Annotated in this window: 17 protein-coding genes; 8 read left to right on the top strand and 9 right to left on the bottom strand. The window is 38.7% G+C overall.

Features of this window, described 5'->3' with window-relative positions; all coding sequences use genetic code 11:
* Positions 1-102: 102 nt before the first annotated feature.
* Positions 103-582 carry an Lrp/AsnC family transcriptional regulator gene (locus ABJH98_RS03770; protein ID WP_348306295.1) on the top strand — a complete coding sequence of 160 codons (480 nt, stop codon included), beginning with the start codon at positions 103-105 and terminating at the stop codon, positions 580-582.
* A gap of 195 nt (positions 583-777) precedes the next feature.
* The gene (locus tag ABJH98_RS03765) at positions 778-1,530 is read left to right on the top strand and encodes a hypothetical protein (protein ID WP_348306294.1); all 753 of its coding nucleotides are present in this window, start codon (positions 778-780) and stop codon (positions 1,528-1,530) included.
* Here the strand turns inward: ABJH98_RS03765 and moaA are convergent, their stop codons facing one another.
* Positions 1,531-2,541, bottom strand: a complete 1,011-nt coding sequence (moaA, locus tag ABJH98_RS03760) for a GTP 3',8-cyclase MoaA (protein ID WP_348306293.1) — start codon at positions 2,539-2,541, stop codon at positions 1,531-1,533.
* 101 nt (positions 2,542-2,642) lie between these two features.
* Here moaA and ABJH98_RS03755 point away from each other — a divergent pair, with 101 nt between their 5' ends.
* Positions 2,643-4,133, top strand: coding sequence for a tetratricopeptide repeat protein (locus ABJH98_RS03755; RefSeq protein ID WP_348306292.1), 1,491 nt, complete (start codon positions 2,643-2,645; stop codon positions 4,131-4,133).
* On the opposite strand, the gene ABJH98_RS03750 is transcribed toward ABJH98_RS03755, so the two are convergent.
* The 6 genes from ABJH98_RS03750 to ABJH98_RS03725 all read right to left on the bottom strand — a co-directional run bounded on the left by ABJH98_RS03750 (position 4,130) and on the right by ABJH98_RS03725 (position 10,356).
* Positions 4,130-5,746, bottom strand: coding sequence for a class I SAM-dependent methyltransferase (locus tag ABJH98_RS03750; RefSeq protein WP_348306291.1), 1,617 nt, complete (start codon positions 5,744-5,746; stop codon positions 4,130-4,132). The genes ABJH98_RS03755 and ABJH98_RS03750 overlap by 4 nt on opposite strands.
* Positions 5,747-5,773: 27 nt before the next feature.
* The gene (locus tag ABJH98_RS03745) at positions 5,774-7,303 is read right to left on the bottom strand and encodes a serine hydrolase (RefSeq protein WP_348306290.1); all 1,530 of its coding nucleotides are present in this window, start codon (positions 7,301-7,303) and stop codon (positions 5,774-5,776) included.
* 127 nt (positions 7,304-7,430) lie between these two features.
* The gene (locus ABJH98_RS03740) at positions 7,431-8,507 is read right to left on the bottom strand and encodes a glycosyl hydrolase (protein ID WP_348306289.1); all 1,077 of its coding nucleotides are present in this window, start codon (positions 8,505-8,507) and stop codon (positions 7,431-7,433) included.
* Between the two features lie 13 nt (positions 8,508-8,520).
* Positions 8,521-8,793, bottom strand: coding sequence for a MoaD/ThiS family protein (locus ABJH98_RS03735; protein ID WP_348306288.1), 273 nt, complete (start codon positions 8,791-8,793; stop codon positions 8,521-8,523).
* Between the two features lie 99 nt (positions 8,794-8,892).
* Entirely contained in the window at positions 8,893-9,852 is a 960-nt protein-coding gene (locus tag ABJH98_RS03730; RefSeq protein ID WP_348306287.1) for a hypothetical protein, read from the bottom strand.
* A 69-nt stretch (positions 9,853-9,921) separates the two neighbouring features.
* The gene (locus tag ABJH98_RS03725; RefSeq protein ID WP_348306286.1) at positions 9,922-10,356 is read right to left on the bottom strand and encodes a GNAT family N-acetyltransferase; all 435 of its coding nucleotides are present in this window, start codon (positions 10,354-10,356) and stop codon (positions 9,922-9,924) included.
* A gap of 160 nt (positions 10,357-10,516) precedes the next feature.
* On the opposite strand from ABJH98_RS03725, the gene ABJH98_RS03720 reads away from it, so the two are divergent.
* Positions 10,517-11,425, top strand: coding sequence for a patatin-like phospholipase family protein (locus ABJH98_RS03720; RefSeq protein WP_348306285.1), 909 nt, complete (start codon positions 10,517-10,519; stop codon positions 11,423-11,425).
* 142 nt (positions 11,426-11,567) lie between these two features.
* On the opposite strand, the gene ABJH98_RS03715 is transcribed toward ABJH98_RS03720, so the two are convergent.
* Together ABJH98_RS03715 and ABJH98_RS03710 are read right to left on the bottom strand one after the other, a co-directional pair.
* Positions 11,568-12,251 (bottom strand): nitroreductase family protein, encoded by a 684-nt coding sequence (locus tag ABJH98_RS03715; RefSeq protein WP_348306284.1) that lies wholly within the window; start codon positions 12,249-12,251, stop codon positions 11,568-11,570.
* A complete protein-coding gene (locus ABJH98_RS03710; protein ID WP_348306283.1) occupies positions 12,248-12,715 on the bottom strand; it encodes an Lrp/AsnC family transcriptional regulator in 468 nt (155 codons plus the stop codon). Before ABJH98_RS03710 ends, ABJH98_RS03715 begins: the two co-directional genes overlap by 4 nt.
* 278 nt (positions 12,716-12,993) lie before the next feature.
* On the opposite strand from ABJH98_RS03710, the gene ABJH98_RS03705 reads away from it, so the two are divergent.
* The 4 genes from ABJH98_RS03705 to fahA all read left to right on the top strand — a co-directional run bounded on the left by ABJH98_RS03705 (position 12,994) and on the right by fahA (position 18,044).
* On the top strand, positions 12,994-14,223 hold the full coding sequence (locus ABJH98_RS03705; RefSeq protein WP_348306282.1) for a Glu/Leu/Phe/Val dehydrogenase dimerization domain-containing protein: 1,230 nt from the start codon (positions 12,994-12,996) through the stop codon (positions 14,221-14,223).
* 59 nt (positions 14,224-14,282) lie between these two features.
* Positions 14,283-15,440, top strand: coding sequence for a homogentisate 1,2-dioxygenase (locus ABJH98_RS03700; RefSeq protein WP_348306281.1), 1,158 nt, complete (start codon positions 14,283-14,285; stop codon positions 15,438-15,440).
* Positions 15,441-15,503: 63 nt separating this feature from the next.
* Positions 15,504-16,664: a 4-hydroxyphenylpyruvate dioxygenase gene (hppD, locus tag ABJH98_RS03695; RefSeq protein WP_348306280.1), complete on the top strand. Its 1,161-nt coding sequence runs from the start codon at positions 15,504-15,506 to the stop codon at positions 16,662-16,664.
* Between the two features lie 129 nt (positions 16,665-16,793).
* A complete protein-coding gene (gene fahA, locus ABJH98_RS03690; RefSeq protein ID WP_348306279.1) occupies positions 16,794-18,044 on the top strand; it encodes a fumarylacetoacetase in 1,251 nt (416 codons plus the stop codon).
* Positions 18,045-18,056: the final 12 nt, after the last annotated feature.

The raw sequence follows: 18,056 nt of genomic DNA, 5'->3' as shown, positions 1-18,056 counted from the left end.
ACATCTATACAAATAGATATCAACAGTATCATTTTCTATAATAAATTATTTTTGTAGATATAGGTTCTATAATAAGGTTGAATTTAAATTGAATAAAGAAAAATGGTAGTTGACAAAACAGACCTCAAAATTTTATCTATTCTGCAAGAAGACAGCAAAGCCAAAATGAAGGATATTGCAGCATCCATCGGGATGACCATCACTCCAGTCTATGAAAGAATAAAAAAACTGGAACGAAATGGGATTTTAGAAAAATACACCATACAGGTCAATCCCAAAAGCTTAGGATATCATTTGGTAGCATACTGTAGTGTAACGCTGAAAGAGCATTCACAGAAAAACCTTCGATTGTTCGAAGATGGTGTGCAGGCCTTACAGCAAGTCTTGGAATGTAATCACATGTCTGGAAGTTTTGACTACTTACTTAAAGTTGTGGTGAAGGATATGGAGGAGTATCAGCTATTTATTTCTAATCATCTAGCTGCATTAGACAACATCGGTCAAGTACAGAGTTATTTCGTAATGAAGTCCATAAAAGAGAAAACATTTTCCTGTGGCGATGTTATTCCTTCGAATAGGTAAAACTCGTAGACCCCTATATTTTTTACCTATTTTTTATCAGAATTCTTCTTAAATATTTCCAACCTAATCATAACAGCCTGATATTAAGCTATTTCAGCTTGCATAATTAAATTAAATTTTACAACTTACTAGTGAGAAAATTGAAATCCAGCAGCCATGCTCTTGTAGTATGGTTAATATCAACCAGAATCCACTATGTCAAGAAATTTAGAATTACGTAGCACTTTCCAGTTTTCCGGAGAAGGGCTAGGTACATTAGCCCAACCAAAAGAATCTCGATTCATCACTTCCTTACAACCAGCAGAATCAAAAGAATCACTTAACAAAAATAATTTCGGCGTTGCCACTTTGATGAGCAAAACCATTTTTAATTCCCTGGATGAAGAAATGCAGGAAATGGCTGAATCTTATTGCTCCAAGCGATTAGCTTCTACCATAAATAAGGGATTTGATACGAAAGAAAATTCACTTTCTTTAAGAAGCCTTACTTCTTCTTTGGAAGGATTTGAATTCAATACTGAAAACACGTTTGATGCAGGCTGCGGAACTAAATTCTGCCTTCGAGAAGGGTCGCATAAAGGACATGTAATTCTCCATGTTCCAGCATTCGTACCAGACAAAGAACTAAGTGTTCCAAAGGATGCTACTAATTTTAAAATTTCGGCTAGACTCATTTCTATTTCGGATTTTGAAAGGAATGGAGAGCAGGTGACTGTCAATAATAAAGTGCAACATGCAAAAGTCGGCATTTACGAAACTACCATGTTACCCGTATTGCGCATCCCTACTCAACCACTGACAGCTCAGCTATCCATTTTTGGCGTAGGCACTATTCAGAATGATGTCTCAGCTGTTTTGGTGATGGCCATTAAGTTTTACTCTTACAAAAACTCAAAATTTAGTTTTATGCCTAAGAGTAGCATGATGAAAATTAAAACGGTGCATTAATCATCCACCTATCGTGGACATAGATTCTGAAATGTTTTTATCCACTTTACGGTTTTTTTCGGCAGCAAAACCGTCCTTTTCCCTTTTATGAACAGTAGAGATCAATATATCTCTTAACTCCTCGTCGCTCTTACCACTTCGGAGCACTTGCTTCACGTCTAACACCCCTTCATCATAAAGGCAGTTCTTTATACTCCCTGTAGCTGTCAATCGGATCCGATTACAGCTTCCACAAAATGTTCGCGAATAGGCTGGAATAATTCCCAAATTCCCGAGATGATCAGGTACCTGATACAAAGTGGCTGGATTACTAGGATGCGATTCCAATTTGTTGAGATTCGGAAATGCGGCTTGTAGTTCTTCTAATATTTTGACGTGGCTCCAGTTCTGCTTAGAAGTTGACAATTCAGAGCCATTGAATGGCATCTCTTCAATAAATCGCACACTCACTTTTCGAGCACTTGCTAAGCGAGCCATGTCCAGCACTTCATGTGTATTCTTGCCATGCATGACGACCATATTTATCTTGGTATTAAAACCATGATCTAGTAATCCGTCCAATGTTTTCATCACTGTGTCGAATTCATCTCGTCTCGTAATCTGATGAAAGTTCTCCCTGTTCAAACTATCCAAACTCAAATTCACCCCATCGACTCCAATATTTTTCATTTCATTCAAGAATGGGAATGTCAGCACGCCATTAGTGGTAATATGTACCGCTTCAATTCCAGGTATTGCTTTTAGTTTCTCTAATAGAGAAATAAAGTTTTTGCGCAAAAAAGGCTCTCCACCTGTCAAGCGAATTTTTTTAATTCCCAGAGAAGCAAACACAGTCGATAAACGGACAATTTCCTCGTAAGTGAGTAATTCTTTTTTCGGCAGATAGTTGATCCCTTCGGCAGGCATACAATAAAAACAGCGCAAGTTGCATCTGTCAGTAACTGCAATCCTTAGATAATCAATCGTACGATTCCACGGATCTACCAATTTGGTTTTGGAAGAATTAGTCATTTGTCAATATTTGATTGGAGTCAACGATGTTAGACTCAAAGATAAGACGGAATATCTTTCAAAATGGTTGAATAGCAAATCTTCAGTACTTATTTTTAAGGATGCGCCAAATCCTATCCGTCATATTTATTTGCCTTTTGGCTTATCAGTCGATTGCCCAGCAGCAACGAATAGATAGCCTCATCAATGTGGCTAACACTTATCAATATAGAGATTCCGTAAAAGTGGACTTGTACAACCTGATTGCCTTTGAGGTAATCAATACAAGTCCGGTAAAAGGAAGGAAATATGCTATTCTTGGATATGAATTGGCCAAACAAATAAATTATAAAAACGGTTATGCTCGAGGCTTGAATCTTGTAGGCAGCTCTTTTCTCACCATGGCCGAGTACGACGCTGCCTTGGAGTTTTATCTTAAGTCTCTCAAGATCTATGAACAAACGCAATATCAGATGGGCGTTTTTATTACTTACAACAACATTGGGGAATTATACGAAAAGAAATTTCAATTTGAGGAAGCATTAAAATACCATAAAAAATCTCTTGCCCTAAAAGTCAAATATCTCAAAGGTCGATACCCCATTATGTCGCATGTCAACCTCGGGGAGGTCTATTTTAAGCTAAATTATTTTGACTCAGCAACTTTTCATTTCGAAAAAGCTGAACAAATGGCTAAGGAAGAAAACAGACAAAAATCCATCGCATATGCACAAACAGGAATGGGAAAAGTCTATGCTAAGCAAAAAAATTATAGTGAAGCCACCAAATACCTCAATCTATCAAACCAGCTTTGGGTCTCTCTTGACGATTATATTGGCATGTCACGAGTTGCACTCGAAAAAGCTAAAATATCTATAGCCAACAAGCAATTTGACACTTCCAAAATTCAAGTAGAAGACGCCATAAAGTATGCCGAAATGGTGAATGCCAAAGAGATGAAATTAGAAGCTTTGGCATTGCGATATAAAACTGACTCCACTTTAAAAGACTTCGAATCTGCATTCCTTTCCATGCGAAAATTGCACAAACTCGCTAGTGAGATTTTCAATCTGGCTAAAGAAAGACAACTTCAAAATATTCAGGCCAAATTTGAATTTGAAGAAAGTGAAAGATTACAAAAAGAATTGTTAAAGGAGAGAGAAACAAGTCTAGAAATCGTTCGATATCAACGCACAATCATAGCTGGGATTGCAATCATATTATTGCTAATTTCTTTAATTGCCATCTTGTTCTACAAGCAAGTAAAAAAACAGGCGCGTCTAAATAAAAAACTAAAAGAAAAGAACAAGGAGGTCAAAGAAAAAGCACTCGAACTTCAAATACTCAACGATAACCTTGAACAGATCATAGAAGAACGTACCAGTGTCATCCAAAAAAAGGATGTCAAGCTAAAAGAATATTCTTTTCTAAATGCGCATATCGTAAGGGGTCCGTTGGCCAACATCCTAGGACTCACCAAATTACTAAAAAGTGAAATAGAGGAAAATGAAAAGAATCAAATGATTGATCACCTCCATTTTTCTGCTGGCAAATTGGACGATGTACTTACGGATATTAAAAAGAAACTTGAAAAAGGAGAAATGATCAACTAAGCTTTTTGCTCCTTAAATAGATTCACTGTGACCGAAGCTAAATCAGAATTAGGAAATTTACGGAATTGATCCCTATCAGGATACAATCCAGCCAGTTCTAAAGATTTAATAAATTCATCCACTTCCAATATATATTGATCAGAATAGCCATGAGTAGCGTCATACGCAGTCACTGCTGTTTTTCCAATGTTTTGCGCCACCATCTCAGGGTCAACGGTATGCAGCTCAATTAACAACAAACCAAATCTTTTGACATAGGGTGCCCACTTTTGAAAATGCTCGACTAATGAAGCTTGAACCAGATTGTTGTTTTTCCTCTTGCCTTCGAATGCAAATGCACCTTTAGATTGACTGATAATTGACTTAGTATTTTGAGGCTCTTGCCAAATTCTATTATGATCGAGAAAGGTTCGTACATTAAGCAGTTCTTTAAGCTCAACACCATAATTTCCCTTTAAATCTTCGGCCAATAAATCTGGTCTTCCAATATCCCCCCAAATCACTTTTGCCCATATATCTGCTTGTACCAAATTGGCTTTAGTAATTTTTAGTGCCGCTTCATTATAATCTACTCCTACCAGAGTGAGTGGATACTCATCTAACTGCTTTCCCCTTTCAGTTTGATGTTCAATGACGTCAAATAAATGCTGCAAAAAGGCTCCATTGCCACAACCCATATCCAAAATACCTTTGGGCTGGTCTGCTATGGGTTGGTTGAAAATGTCAATGATTATTTCGTCAACTACTTTGAAATAAGCAGCATGTGCACCTCCACTACCCCATACATTCATGGCTCGGTCCACATGTTTTTCGTCTTCTCCATCTCCAGATTTTAAGATATTCAAATTCCCAAAAATCAATTCATCCAAATGTCTAAAAGTGGGTATGTAGGACACGGTCACACCATAAGCACTCGCTCGTTTGGCATAGAACAATCCCTTTTCTGTAAACTGATACGTACCATTCTTCTCAACAAACCAACCCGCATGAGCAAACATGTCTAGCAATTTCTTGAAACTATCAGGGTCGTTGTGAAACTCCTCAGCTTTGAAACTGGCTTCCATGAAATACTTATGAAACATCCCACTCATACCCAAATGGACAATCGTAGGCCCCAGTATAATACCTTCTATATGAGTCAATATTTGATCTTGAATTTCTTGTTCTACTTGATTTGAAGAAGCTTGCAGACCATATCTTCCACAGTAATTTTTAAAAATCTTTTCGAGGACTAAAAAAGGCTCTAATTCAAATTTTCTAGGGTGAAATTTTTCGGTAAGCTTGAGTAATTCCACCACATCCTGATACAGAGGAATCCATTGAAAAGCTATTGGACTCTTTTCATTTGTAGTAAAAGACACGACATCCTTTTCATTATCAACCGACTGATTGAGCCACCCCTGCGAGCATAATATCCGAAGCGCTACGTTCAGATATCCCTCATTTGCATTAAAGTGGTTTGCCAGTTCATGAAGCGTACTCGATTGGTTTTTGGTTAAATAACTGAGCACTCCTTTTTCATGAAGCGCATAAGCTGTAGGCGCTGTTCCAATTCCATCTAAATGACGAAAAAGAACAGCTCTAAATTGGGCTTGTTCGTTTTTGGGTATCATATTTCAATGATACGTAAAATCCATAGATTAATCTACACGAATTGGTATCAGCTCTTCGAAGAAAATGTCATCATTCGGAACATCAAAAGTTAGCCGTTCGATTTTCAAATTATTGTCCATATTGAACTGAAGCGTCCCAAAACTGAACCAGGCATGCTCTATATCCCAATCAATCTCCCATACATCAAAGTGCCAATGTTTGAGGGTAGCTGAAAGTGCTTTCGCATTAGGGAAATTCAATCGGAGTTTACCATTTTCTAGGGTGATTTCAATATCACCGTAAATATCTGCATGATAAGTCCCTACGTATTTATCCAAATCAAGAGAAGGTTTGGTTCCTTTTACTCTTTTGGCTTTTCGTTCTGTAATCCGAGCGTCTTCTTCATTTGATCCCATATAGCCCAAAAATTTCTCAGACCAGTCGGGGCCATCAACGCCTAAAAATTGATCCAAAGCATAATAAGTGGCAGCCATCATAGGGCTTTTCATCCCATTGGTCAGCACTATTACGCCAAGGTTTTGATCAGGAATCATGTTAATCGCAGTAAGCATCCCATCGTAACCTCCAGTGTGACCCACTCTCAAATTACCTTGATAATCACTCAATCCCCAGCCCAAACCGTAACCATTGAAGTGTCTGTTAAAATCATTTGGTTTTGTATGATCTACAACAAAGTTGTTGTGAGGGGTCCACATCAGATTTCTAGAGCTTGCACTAAACAAAGTATCAGTTCCATTCACTCCATGATTCATATTAGTAATTAACCATTTCGAAAGATCCTCTACACTTGAGATCAATCCCCCCAAAGCCCCAATCTCTTCCCAATCCTCCCAGACGATGGGTATATTTTTCTCGTCCCTTCTGGAATGAGGCGTTGCGAAGTTACCCTTCAAATCCAATGCTTGCGGGCTTGTTATGGTTCGATCCATGCCTAACGGAATTAAGATGCGTTCTATTACGTTTTCGGCCCAGCTTTTACCAGTGACTTCCCTTATAATCTCACCAGCTGTGATATACATCAAATTGGAATAACCGTATCCAGCTCTAAAATCATAAGCTGGAGGTATATTCTTGATTTTACTTAAAATTTCCACGGGGGTAAAATCTGATTTGTACCAAATCACATCTCCACTGAATGTGCCCAACCCTACTCTATGACTCAAAATATCTCTAATAGTGGTATGTGCCGTGACCCATGGATCATACAGTTCAAATTCTGGGTAATAGTCCTTTACATTACCGTCCCAATCCAGCTTTCCTTCTTCCACTAATTGTGCAATAATCGCTGAGGTAAAAGCTTTTGAGTTAGAAGCAATCGCATACAGTGTGTTTCTATCTGGCGTTTCTTTCGTTCCTATTTCTTTCACACCATAACCTTTGGCGAAAACCAAATCGCCATCCTTTACTATGCCAATACTCATACTAGGAACATCCCAATCCTTAGTCATTTTTTCAAAATAGACATCCAATGCCTCGAGATCAACTTCTGATGATTGAGCTATAGATTGGAAACATAGAACTGCGACAAGAGTCAATAATAGCAAAGGCTTTTTCATGGAATGAACTTTGATTTTACATCAAATAATCAAAACCTAGAATCAAATTGCAAATGCTATATGTGATTTGGCCATCTCGCAGGATAAACGGTCAGTTGAATTTCAATTTTTTAAAATTTAAAATAAGTCATTGAGCAATTTCCACCGAATAGATCATAGGCAGGTCGGAAGACAATTGAATCCAATTTTCTCCAAGGTCATTAGAGTAGTACACATTACCAGTCGTGGTACCAAAGACGAGACTGTCATTTGACATATCCAAGCAGTGTCGATACACAATATCAAAACAATTTTCCTGTGGTAATCCCTTTCTTAGTTCCTTCCAGGTTTTACCACCATCATCAGTTCGGCATACCACTAAGGCTTGATCCACTGCTACCCTAATTTCATCACTAATACCAGGCACTACCCAGGCTTGGTCTGGATTATCATGCTTAATCGCTACGGCAAACCCAAAATTGGCTGGACCATTTTTTTGACTTACTTCTTTCCAGTTTTTAGCTCCGTCTGTAGTCACGAATATTCCACAATGATTCTGCTGCCATAGCACATCAGGATTAGTAGGACAGGCTTTTAGGATATGAGGATCTTGCCCAATTTCAGAATTAGGATCTGGCAAAAAGTCCGCCTTCAACCCTTTATTTACAGATTGCCAGGTTTCCCCAGCATCAAAAGATTCAAAAACACCTGCGCAACTCACCGCCACATAGATATGATCAGAATCTCTAGGATCTACCACTATGGAATGTATGCCTGGATTGTCACGTCCGCCACCAAACCATTTTTCTCTGGAAGGATGATTCCAAAGTGACTCCATCAATTGCCAGTTATCTCCATTGTCAGAAGACTTAAATAATGCACCAGGGTCAGTTCCAATATAGAGTACACCCGGTTTATCATGGCCGCCATGAGACATGGCCCAAAGATATTTCACGGCCGCTGGGACTCCTTCCTTCACCTCCATGCCTTCAGCGAATTTGGGAGCTTCTATTTCTTCCCACGTCTTGCCTTGATCTGTGCTGCGATGTAGTTTACATCCCCAATGTCCATGATCCAAACAAGCCCACCAAGTCTCAATTCGTTCGTCAACCAGAGTCAGAGATACAGGAATGCCCAGAAAGTGTGTAGACTGATAACTCCAGCCATCATTTGCCTTTTGATATATGATTAATCCTTTTCTTGTACCGAGTAGTAAATTTGCCATGTTAGTTTGGGTTTTAGCCGCCAGATAAAGCTTGCATAATGTAGATTTCGTCATTGGGTTTTACCGAATCACTTAGTGAAACACGATCCCGAATCAGCTCTTCTCCGATAAAAATATTGACATGCTTCCGCAATTGCCCCTGTTCATCCACCACATAGTCTTTAAGCCCTTTATACTTGCATTCAAGCTCGTTTAAAATCTCATTTAAGTCCAAAGATGAAATTTCGACCTCAGATAGGTCAGGATAAAATCTTTTGAGATTCGCTGTGAATTTGATAATAGGCATAGTCAATTTCTAAATCATTCTTAGTCAATTTACTAAAAGACGGATGAAAGTAGAAATAATGGACAGCTCTCGAAATGAATTATTAATGACAAATGTCGGCTAATTTCCGCTGACATTAATCTTACCGTCTTGCCAAGGCTTTCCTGGTAAATAAAAATCTATTCCTGTTTCTTGCTGTATGTCTACAAGTGAATTTCTGAGATCAACAGATCGTAGGCCAATCACAGCTCTTAATGAATCGATCTTCAATTTAGTCTGATCATTTAAATCTGCACCCAAAAAACCATAGATCGTTGACGCATAACCATCCATAACCGCATTTTTCCAATCCTCAATCAAGGCAAATTCAAACGGAGATATTTCTCCTTTTTCTAAACCACGCAGCAACAAAGGTCTCAATTGCTGGTATAGTGTATCTTTAGAAACATATTCTTTTGAGATGGAATTATGATGGCATAAAATAGTAGAAACCCAGAAATCATTGCCAATCAATTGTTCCCCAGGATAGCCGTATTCGATCATAATTCTTTCAAGTACTTCCAATTGCTTTTCATTATTGGGCGCAAATTTTCGAACGGCGTATCTGTTCTGGGCTTTTTGTCCAATTCTAAAAAGCGCTCCTATTGCTAACCTTTGGTCCGACTTATACAGTTGATGAACTTGATCTCGGATGGATAGTTTGAGACTATTTTGGTAAACAATTTGAATAGAGTCAAACTGATTTTCAATAACCTTCCAAGCTGCTTCCTTTTTATATCCACTAAATATGTTTATTCTTTTAATATCCCTCAATTTCCATCCGCTAGCTATAGCTAATCGCAAATATTCAAAAGTCTGAGTCGAATCACCTAAATAAGCCGCAAGCTGCGCTGCCACTTGATAATCTCTAAGAAACACAAAATCAAATGAGCTAAAAACAACATCAAATTGATCTAATGCTTTATTGAAGTCTTGTTCAATAATTAGGTTTTCTATTTCTATAATTGATTGATGATAGTTCGAGTAGTTTTGGCCAAAACACAGTTGTGGATTGATAAAATACGCTAGTTCTAATAGCATGAAAGCAATTAATAATCTCCTCACAAGATTACAATGTACTTGGCGGTAGAATAGTTGCTAGTAAATAAATTACCTCAGACTCAAATGCAACAATGGATATGGCTGTCCTTGCCCATCCAAAGGTGAACGACCAACAATTTGAAAGCCCATATACAAATAAAAATCAACGGCCTGCTGGTTCTGTTCATTCACATCCACCTTGCTACAATTCAATTCTTCGATGGCATACAAAAGCAAAGTCTTTCCTACTCCCGTTCCTCTAGCCTTAGGATCGATGAATAGCATCTCTATATCTATTTCATGAATGCCTAGAAAGCCAAGTAAAAGTCCGTCATTCTTTACACCATACAACAGAACCATATCAAAATATTGATCTAAAATCAGTGGTTTGAGTTCTAATATTCTAGCTTCTGGCAAGAAATCATGAGTAGCTCGAACGGAGGCTTCCCATACAGTAATCATCTCTTCGTAATCCTCCTTATTTAATGGGTTGATTGAATACATCTAACATTAAAATATAATTGTACACGTAAATTTAACAAAGCTCGAATGGTTTTATTCTTTCCCAATAAAACAACAAATAGTCAATTCTTTATTGTCATAAGGCTATAGTTGCAGAACTATTCAAAGCTTTATTATCTTGTGGAGATATCATTCTTGATTTATGACTAAAAAATCAAACAAAGAAAAACAATCTGTTTCATTAGTTCTTGGCAGTGGGGGCGCAAGAGGACTAGCTCATATTGGAGTGATCAAGTGGCTCGAAGAAAACGACTATGAAGTCAAATCCATAGCTGGTTGTTCAATTGGTGCTATGGTTGGTGGGGTATATGCAGCAGGAAAACTCTCAGATCTCGAAGAATGGATGTGTTCCATTTCAAAAATGGATATGGCCAATCTTTTGGACATCTCTTGGGGCAATGGCGGCATATTCAAAGGAGATAAAGTGATCGAGACTCTCAAAGACCTGATAGGAGATGCTGAAATAGATAACCTAAACATTCCGTTTACAGCTGTAGCAGCGGACATGATAACCCAAAAAGAAGTATGGATCAACAAAGGCTCCCTTTTTGATGCTATCCGAGCATCCATATCCCTCCCACTTTTTTTTACTCCAGTGAAGCGTGGTGACAAACTTCTAATAGATGGCGGTGTGCTCAATCCTGTGCCCATTGCTCCTACTTTTAATGATCAAACGGATTTGACCATCGCGGTCAACTTAGGTGGACCATTGCTTAAGAAGAACGAAGAAGCGCCTGAACCTGAAGAGAAAGATGAAAAAGAAGGTTGGGGAAAGTTTCAAAAAAACATTCAGGACTTTATAAGCAAATACAGTAGCAACGATGACTCTGATGAAAAAAACTGGGGTATGTACCAAGTAGCGGATCGGGCTTTTGATACCATGCAAAGTTCTATTGCCAGAATGAAAATCGCCACCTATCCCCCAGACGTGGAAATCAAAATAGCCCGTAATTCCTGTGGAACCCTCGATTTTGATCAAGCCTCTCACATGATCGATTTGGGGTATAAAAGAGCAAAAGAGGCCTTTGATGCGAATCACAAAGTGGTATAATTCATCTCATCTGACAAAATGATTGATTGAACAAGAAATTTCTTTGACCATATCATTGTCAGAACATTTGAACGCTCGCGTTTACCTGGTTTTGTTCAGAGTGGATCAACTAATTTCAATCAGAGATTACTTTTTCACTGATTTAATAATAAACCGAAATCTCATCCAAAGACTTCCTTTTCAACTGCGGCACAAATACTTCATCTTGAGCATAACCTACTGGTAAAAGCAAAAAGGCTCTTTCGTTTTCTGGTCGTTCGAGTATTTCCTGTAAGAAATTCATGGGGCTAGGTGTATGTGTCAAAGTAACTAAACCAGCATTATGAATGGCAGAAATCAAAAAACCACAGGCAATCCCAACCGATTCATTCACATAATAATTATTGTGCTTCTTGCCTTCTTCATCTCTTTCGAATACTCTCTTGAATACAACAATTAAGTAAGGCGCATCTTCCAAAAAAGGTTTGACATCATCTGTACCTATTGGCTTCAAATCATCCAACCAACGGTCGCTCATTCGGTTAGTATAGCTTTCTCGTTCTTCCTCTTCAGCTGCTGCACGAATTTTATTTTTTATCTCCGCATTTGACACCACACAAAAAGTCCAGGGCTGTTTATGCGCACCTGACGGAGCTGTTGAAGCCGTTTTGATAATATTGTCAATGATCTCCTGAGGCACAGATTTATTTGAGATCTCACGTACCGTTCTTCTTCGGTCGATCCATTCATAATAGTCCTTGCTCCGTTGAATCATTTCAGATTCGGGATAATGATCAGGCGTATATGCCTCATGAGAATGTCCTTTGATCTCTTTGATTTTCATCATGAATCTAATTTATAGGCGGTAGTATACTTATCTCTCGATAAAACAAATTGGCTCTTCACATGAGCAATGTTAGAATTGACTGAAAGATTAGCCAAAATGAATTTCTGGTAAGTTTCAATATCTCTAGTAACGATTTTCAACATATAATCGAAGTCTCCAGCGATATGATAGACTTCTTGTACTTCTTTGAACTGATTCATCTCTTCAATGAATTTTTCCAGGTACGAACGCGTATGGTTTTTTAAAGAAATAGAGACAAACACGGTCAGTTTGCGATCGATCTTTTTGTGATTGAGCAAAGCCACATATTTTCCAATTACTCCGTCTTTTTCAAGCCTTTTCATTCTTTCAAATATTGGGGTTGTTGAAAGGCCTAACTTCTCGGATAAAGCCTTATTAGTGATTCTACCCTCCTCTTGAAGGACGTTCAAAATCTTGATATCAGTAGCGTCTAACTGTGTCATTTTAGAATTTAATTATTTTGCCAGATCATAATTCAAATACAAAAGGATTATATTCCAATCAAGTCATTCCTTTTGTCTGATTCTTCTAAATAATGATAATTATTTAGAAGAATCAGACATCCAAGATAGGTAAAATCTAATTTCGTGCAAGAATTATTTGAAGAATTTTTTAATAGTATTCAAAATAGCACACAGATATTATTAGTCATTAATTACTGGTGACAGAATAAAATTCCTATAAATATTCCTTAAGTAGAATATATCAACATCAACAATTAATGAAAGAACTACTAGACAAATTTGAAGCGAAGAGGCCAGAGGTTGTATTCGAATGGAAAGATGCAGAAACTGAGGCAGAAGGCTGGGTAGTGATCAACTCACTACGTGGTGGAGCTGCTGGTGGAGGCACTCGCATGAGAAAAGGATTGAACAAAAGAGAGGTTGAATCTTTGGCCAAAACCATGGAAATCAAGTTTAGTATTTCAGGTCCTCCTATTGGTGGTGCTAAATCAGGCATCAACTTCGACCCATCCGACCCGCGTAAGGAAGGTGTTTTACAAAGATGGTATGCTGCCGTCATGCCTCTTCTGAAATACTACTACGGCACTGGTGGTGATTTGAATGTAGATGAAATTCATGAAGTAATTCCAATCACGGAAGATCATGGTATTTGGCACCCTCAAGAAGGTGTTTTTACTGGACACTTCCATCCCACCGAAGCACAAAAGGTAAACCGAATTGGTCAGTTGAGACAAGGGGTAATTAAAATCATAGAAGATGAAAAATATACCCCAGATCTATTCAAGAAATATACTGTGGCTGATATGATTACCGGTTATGGTGTTTCTGAAGCAGTCAGACACTATTACAACCTTTGGGGCGGTGACATTTCAAGCAAAAAAGCAGTCATCCAAGGCTGGGGAAATGTAGGTGCCGCTGCTGCTTTTTATCTAGCTCAGATGGGTGTAAAAGTAGTAGGTATCATAGATAGAGCCGGAGGGTTAATCAAAGAAGCAGGATTTACTTTTGAAGAAATTACAGCACTATTCGTCAATAGAAATGGCAATCAGCTAAATAGCCCTGATGTCATTCCATTCGAAGAGATCAACGCCAAAGTCTGGGATTTAAATGCGGAAATATTCATTCCTGCTGCTGCTTCAAGATTAATCACTCAGGATCAATTGGATCGCATGGTGAAATCTGGACTCGAGGTCATCTCTTGTGGAGCGAACGTTCCTTTTGCAGATGAGGCCATATTCTATGGGCCAATCAGCGAATATGCAGATAAAAATGTGTCTGTGATTCCTGATTTCATCGCCAACTGTGGAATGGCCAGAGTTTTCGCTTACCTGATGTCTGGTGAAGTAGACATGACTGATGCGGCGATCTTTAGTGATACTTCTTCTATCATTGGTCAGGCTTTGGTTGGTATTCACAATAGGAACCAAAACAAGGCTTTGCTTACAAATACAGCTTTTGAGAATTCATTAGGTCAATTAGTGAACTAGTGCGATACTTTGTAAATTTATATAGAGCTTCATTTTTGAAATTAAAACATTAAACCACTATGCCTCATTATCATCAATTAGGTAAGATTCCGCACAAGCGGCACACCACTTTCAAAAAAGAAGATGGTAGCATTCATTATGAACAACTATTTGGCACTATAGGTTTCGACGGTATGTCATCACTTATGTACCATTTACACAGACCTACTATGGTCAAAGAAGTGAGCAAATCATATAGTGTCGCTCCAAAAATTGCGGAAGAAAAAAACATGCTTTCTTTAGCAATGGAAGGTTTTAAAGTTCCATCAGAAAATGATTATCTGGCAAGCAGAAAGACCGTTTTGGTCAATACAGATTGCCACATCGTTCTCGCATCCCCTAAACACAGCCAGACCGAATATTTTTATAAAAACGCTGATTGTGATGAACTGATATTTGTTCATCGCGGTACTGGCACGTTAAAAACGCAATTAGGAAATATCGCGTTTGGATACGGTGATTATTTGTTAGTCCCAAGAGGAATGATTTATCAAATGCATTTTGATACAGAGGATAACAAGTTATTCATTGTAGAGTCCAAAAGGCCAATTTATACACCAAAGAGGTATCGCAATTGGTTTGGCCAGCTCCTTGAACATTCTCCATTTTGTGAGCGAGATTTTAGAAGACCCACAGCATTAGAAACATTTGATGAACTTGGTGATTTTACGATTAAAGTAAAAAAGCAGGATATGATGCATGAGTACATCTATGCCAGTCATCCATTTGATGTGGTAGGCTGGGATGGATACAATTATCCTTATGCTTTTTCCATTCATGATTTTGAACCAATCACAGGACGAGTGCATCAGCCACCTCCAGTCCACCAGACTTTTGAGACAGATGCTTTTGTTGTCTGCTCATTTGTACCAAGGTTGTACGACTATCATCCAGAGTCTATTCCCGCTCCATACAACCATAGCAACATCGACTCTGATGAGGTGTTGTATTATGTAGACGGTGATTTCATGAGTAGAAACAATATTGAAAAAGGAAATATTACGCTCCATCCCGCTGGCATTCCTCATGGACCACACCCAGGAGCAACTGAGAGAAGTATCGGACAGACCGTAACTGAAGAGTTGGCTGTCATGGTAGACACTTTCAAACCATTGAAAGTGACTGAAGAGGCAATGAAAATATTAATTAAAGACTACCACAAAAGCTGGTTAGATTAAAAGACGAATGATAAACCCCAGCAGGGTTTGAACCTCCTGTTAAGGTTACCTAAAAATAATATTATGGCAAAGCAAGTAGAAAGCGTAAACTACGGTTTAGAGAAAATATTTGAAGGAGCACAAGACTTCCTTCCATTGTTAGGAACGGATTACATCGAGCTGTATGTGGGTAATGCCAAACAAGCTGCTCACTTTTATAAGACAGCCTTTGGCTTTCAGTCCTTCGCATATAGAGGACTAGAAACCGGCAGCAAGGATGTTGTTTCTTATGTATTAAAGCAAGATAAGATAAGGTTGGTACTTACCACCCCACTCAACTCTAAACACCCAATCAACGAGCATATTGTCAAACACGGTGATGGCGTAAAAGTAGTTGCCCTTTGGGTGGAAGATGCTAAAAAAGCATGGGAAGAAACCACCTCAAGAGGAGCTAAGTCATACATGGATCCAGTCGTTGAAAAAGACGAACATGGTGAAGTTGTTCGATCAGGAATTTACACCTACGGAGAAACTGTTCATCTTTTTGTAGAGCGTAAAAACTACAACGGTGTATTCATGCCTGGCTTCGAAAAATGGGAGTCGGATTATAATCCGGAATCACTTGGCTTGAAATACGTTGACCATATGGTAGGTAATGTAGGTTGGGGAGAAATGAACACTTGGGTCAAATGGTATGAGGATGTGATGGGGTTTGAAAATTTCCTTTCATTCGATGACAAACAAATCCATACTGATTACTCCGCTTTAATGAGTAAAGTGATGAGCAACGGAAATGGAAGAATTAAATTTCCAATTAATGAGCCAGCAAAAGGAAAGAAAAAATCTCAGATTGAAGAATACCTAGACTTCTATGAAGGACCAGGCGTTCAGCACATTGCAGTTGCTACCGATGATATTTTGAGCACAGTGGCAGGAATGCGAGCAAGAGGGGTTGAGTTTTTAACTACGCCTCCAGAAACATACTATAATGAAGTACCTGAAAGATTGGCTACTCATGATCACGAACTCAAAGAGGATCTTGAGAAGTTGAAAAAACTTGGTATCATGGTTGATGCTGATGAAGAAGGTTATTTATTACAAATATTTACACGTCCAGTGGAAGATAGACCAACACTGTTCTTCGAGATTATCCAAAGAATGGGAGCAAGAGGTTTTGGAGCAGGAAACTTCAAAGCACTTTTTGAATCCATAGAAAGAGAACAAGAGCGAAGAGGAACGCTGTAAAAGCCATCGTCATACTCCGGATGTATTCGGGGTATCTGCATCTTGTAAGCGATTCTCTGGACAAGCCAGAGAATGACGGTTATATTTGATTTTGACTACAATTAACCCAAAAATTAAAAACCACAAAAAATGACAAAATCTTGGATTACGGTAGCTGCTGAGTCTGACTTCCCCATTCAAAACATACCTTTTGGAATAGTACAAAACGGCAAAGGCTGGTATGCTGCTTCACGCATTGGTGAGTATGCCATCAATCTGGCCATTCTTCAAGAAAAGGGCTACTTAAAAGGCCTTGCGTTACCAGATGGTATTTTTGAAAAGCAATTTCTCAACGATTTCATTGCTTTGGGCAAACCGATTACCAACAAAGTAAGAGATAGAATACAGAGCATTTTTGAAGAACACTCAAAAGACGGTTTACGTGAAAATACTGTTCATAGAAACAAGATATTGAAATCCGTAAATAACCTCACCCTGAGTTTACCAGTTCAAATAGGAGACTATACAGACTTCTACTCAAGCGAACAGCATGCTTTCAATGTGGGCTGTATGTTTAGAGATCCAGACAACGCCTTGATGCCAAACTGGAAACACATACCTGTAGGTTATCATGGCAGATCTTCATCTGTAGTTGTTTCAGGAACTGATTTTCATAGACCCAAAGGTCAACAGAAACCGAATGCTAATGAACCTCCAGTTTTTGGCCCTAGTAAACTGTTGGACTTTGAATTGGAAATGGGCTTTATCATTGGGAAAGGAACTGAATTAGGCGACACCATTGATACATCCAATGCTTCAGATCATATTTTTGGTTTGTGTGTATTCAACGACTGGTCTGCTAGAGATTTACAAAAATGGGAATACGTGCCTTTAGGGCCATTTTTAGCCAAAAATTTTGCCTCGCACCTTTCGCCTTGGATTGTGACCCTGGAAGCTTTGGAGCCATTCCGAACTAAGGGGCCAAAACAAGACCCAAAAGTACTGCCCTATTTAGAATATAAAGGAAATCATCACTACGACATCCAGTTGGAAGTAGAAATAGAAACTGGAACTGGCGAAAGCAAAAAAGTAAGCGAATCTAATTTCAAATACATGTATTGGAATATGATTCAGCAATTGGCACATCACACGGTGAATGGTTGCAATGTAAAACCTGGTGATATGATGGCCTCTGGTACAATCAGTGGCCCAGAGCCTCACCAGTATGGTTCGATGCTCGAGATCGCTTGGCAAGGCACTAAACCTGTACAAATGCCTGATGGAACGGAAAGAAAATTTATCCAGGATGGTGATACTGTCGTGATGAAAGGCTTTGGAGTTAAGGACGGCGTGCGCGTTGGTTTTGGTGAAGTAAGAGCAAAAGTACTGCCGTCTAAATAAGGCAACTTTACC

The organism is Reichenbachiella sp. (assembly GCF_039969095.1).
Taxonomy (GTDB): Bacteria; Bacteroidota; Bacteroidia; order Cytophagales; family Cyclobacteriaceae; genus Reichenbachiella.
The sequence above is the reverse complement of the archived record's forward strand: the minus strand, read 5'-3'. Positions and strand labels throughout refer to the sequence as shown.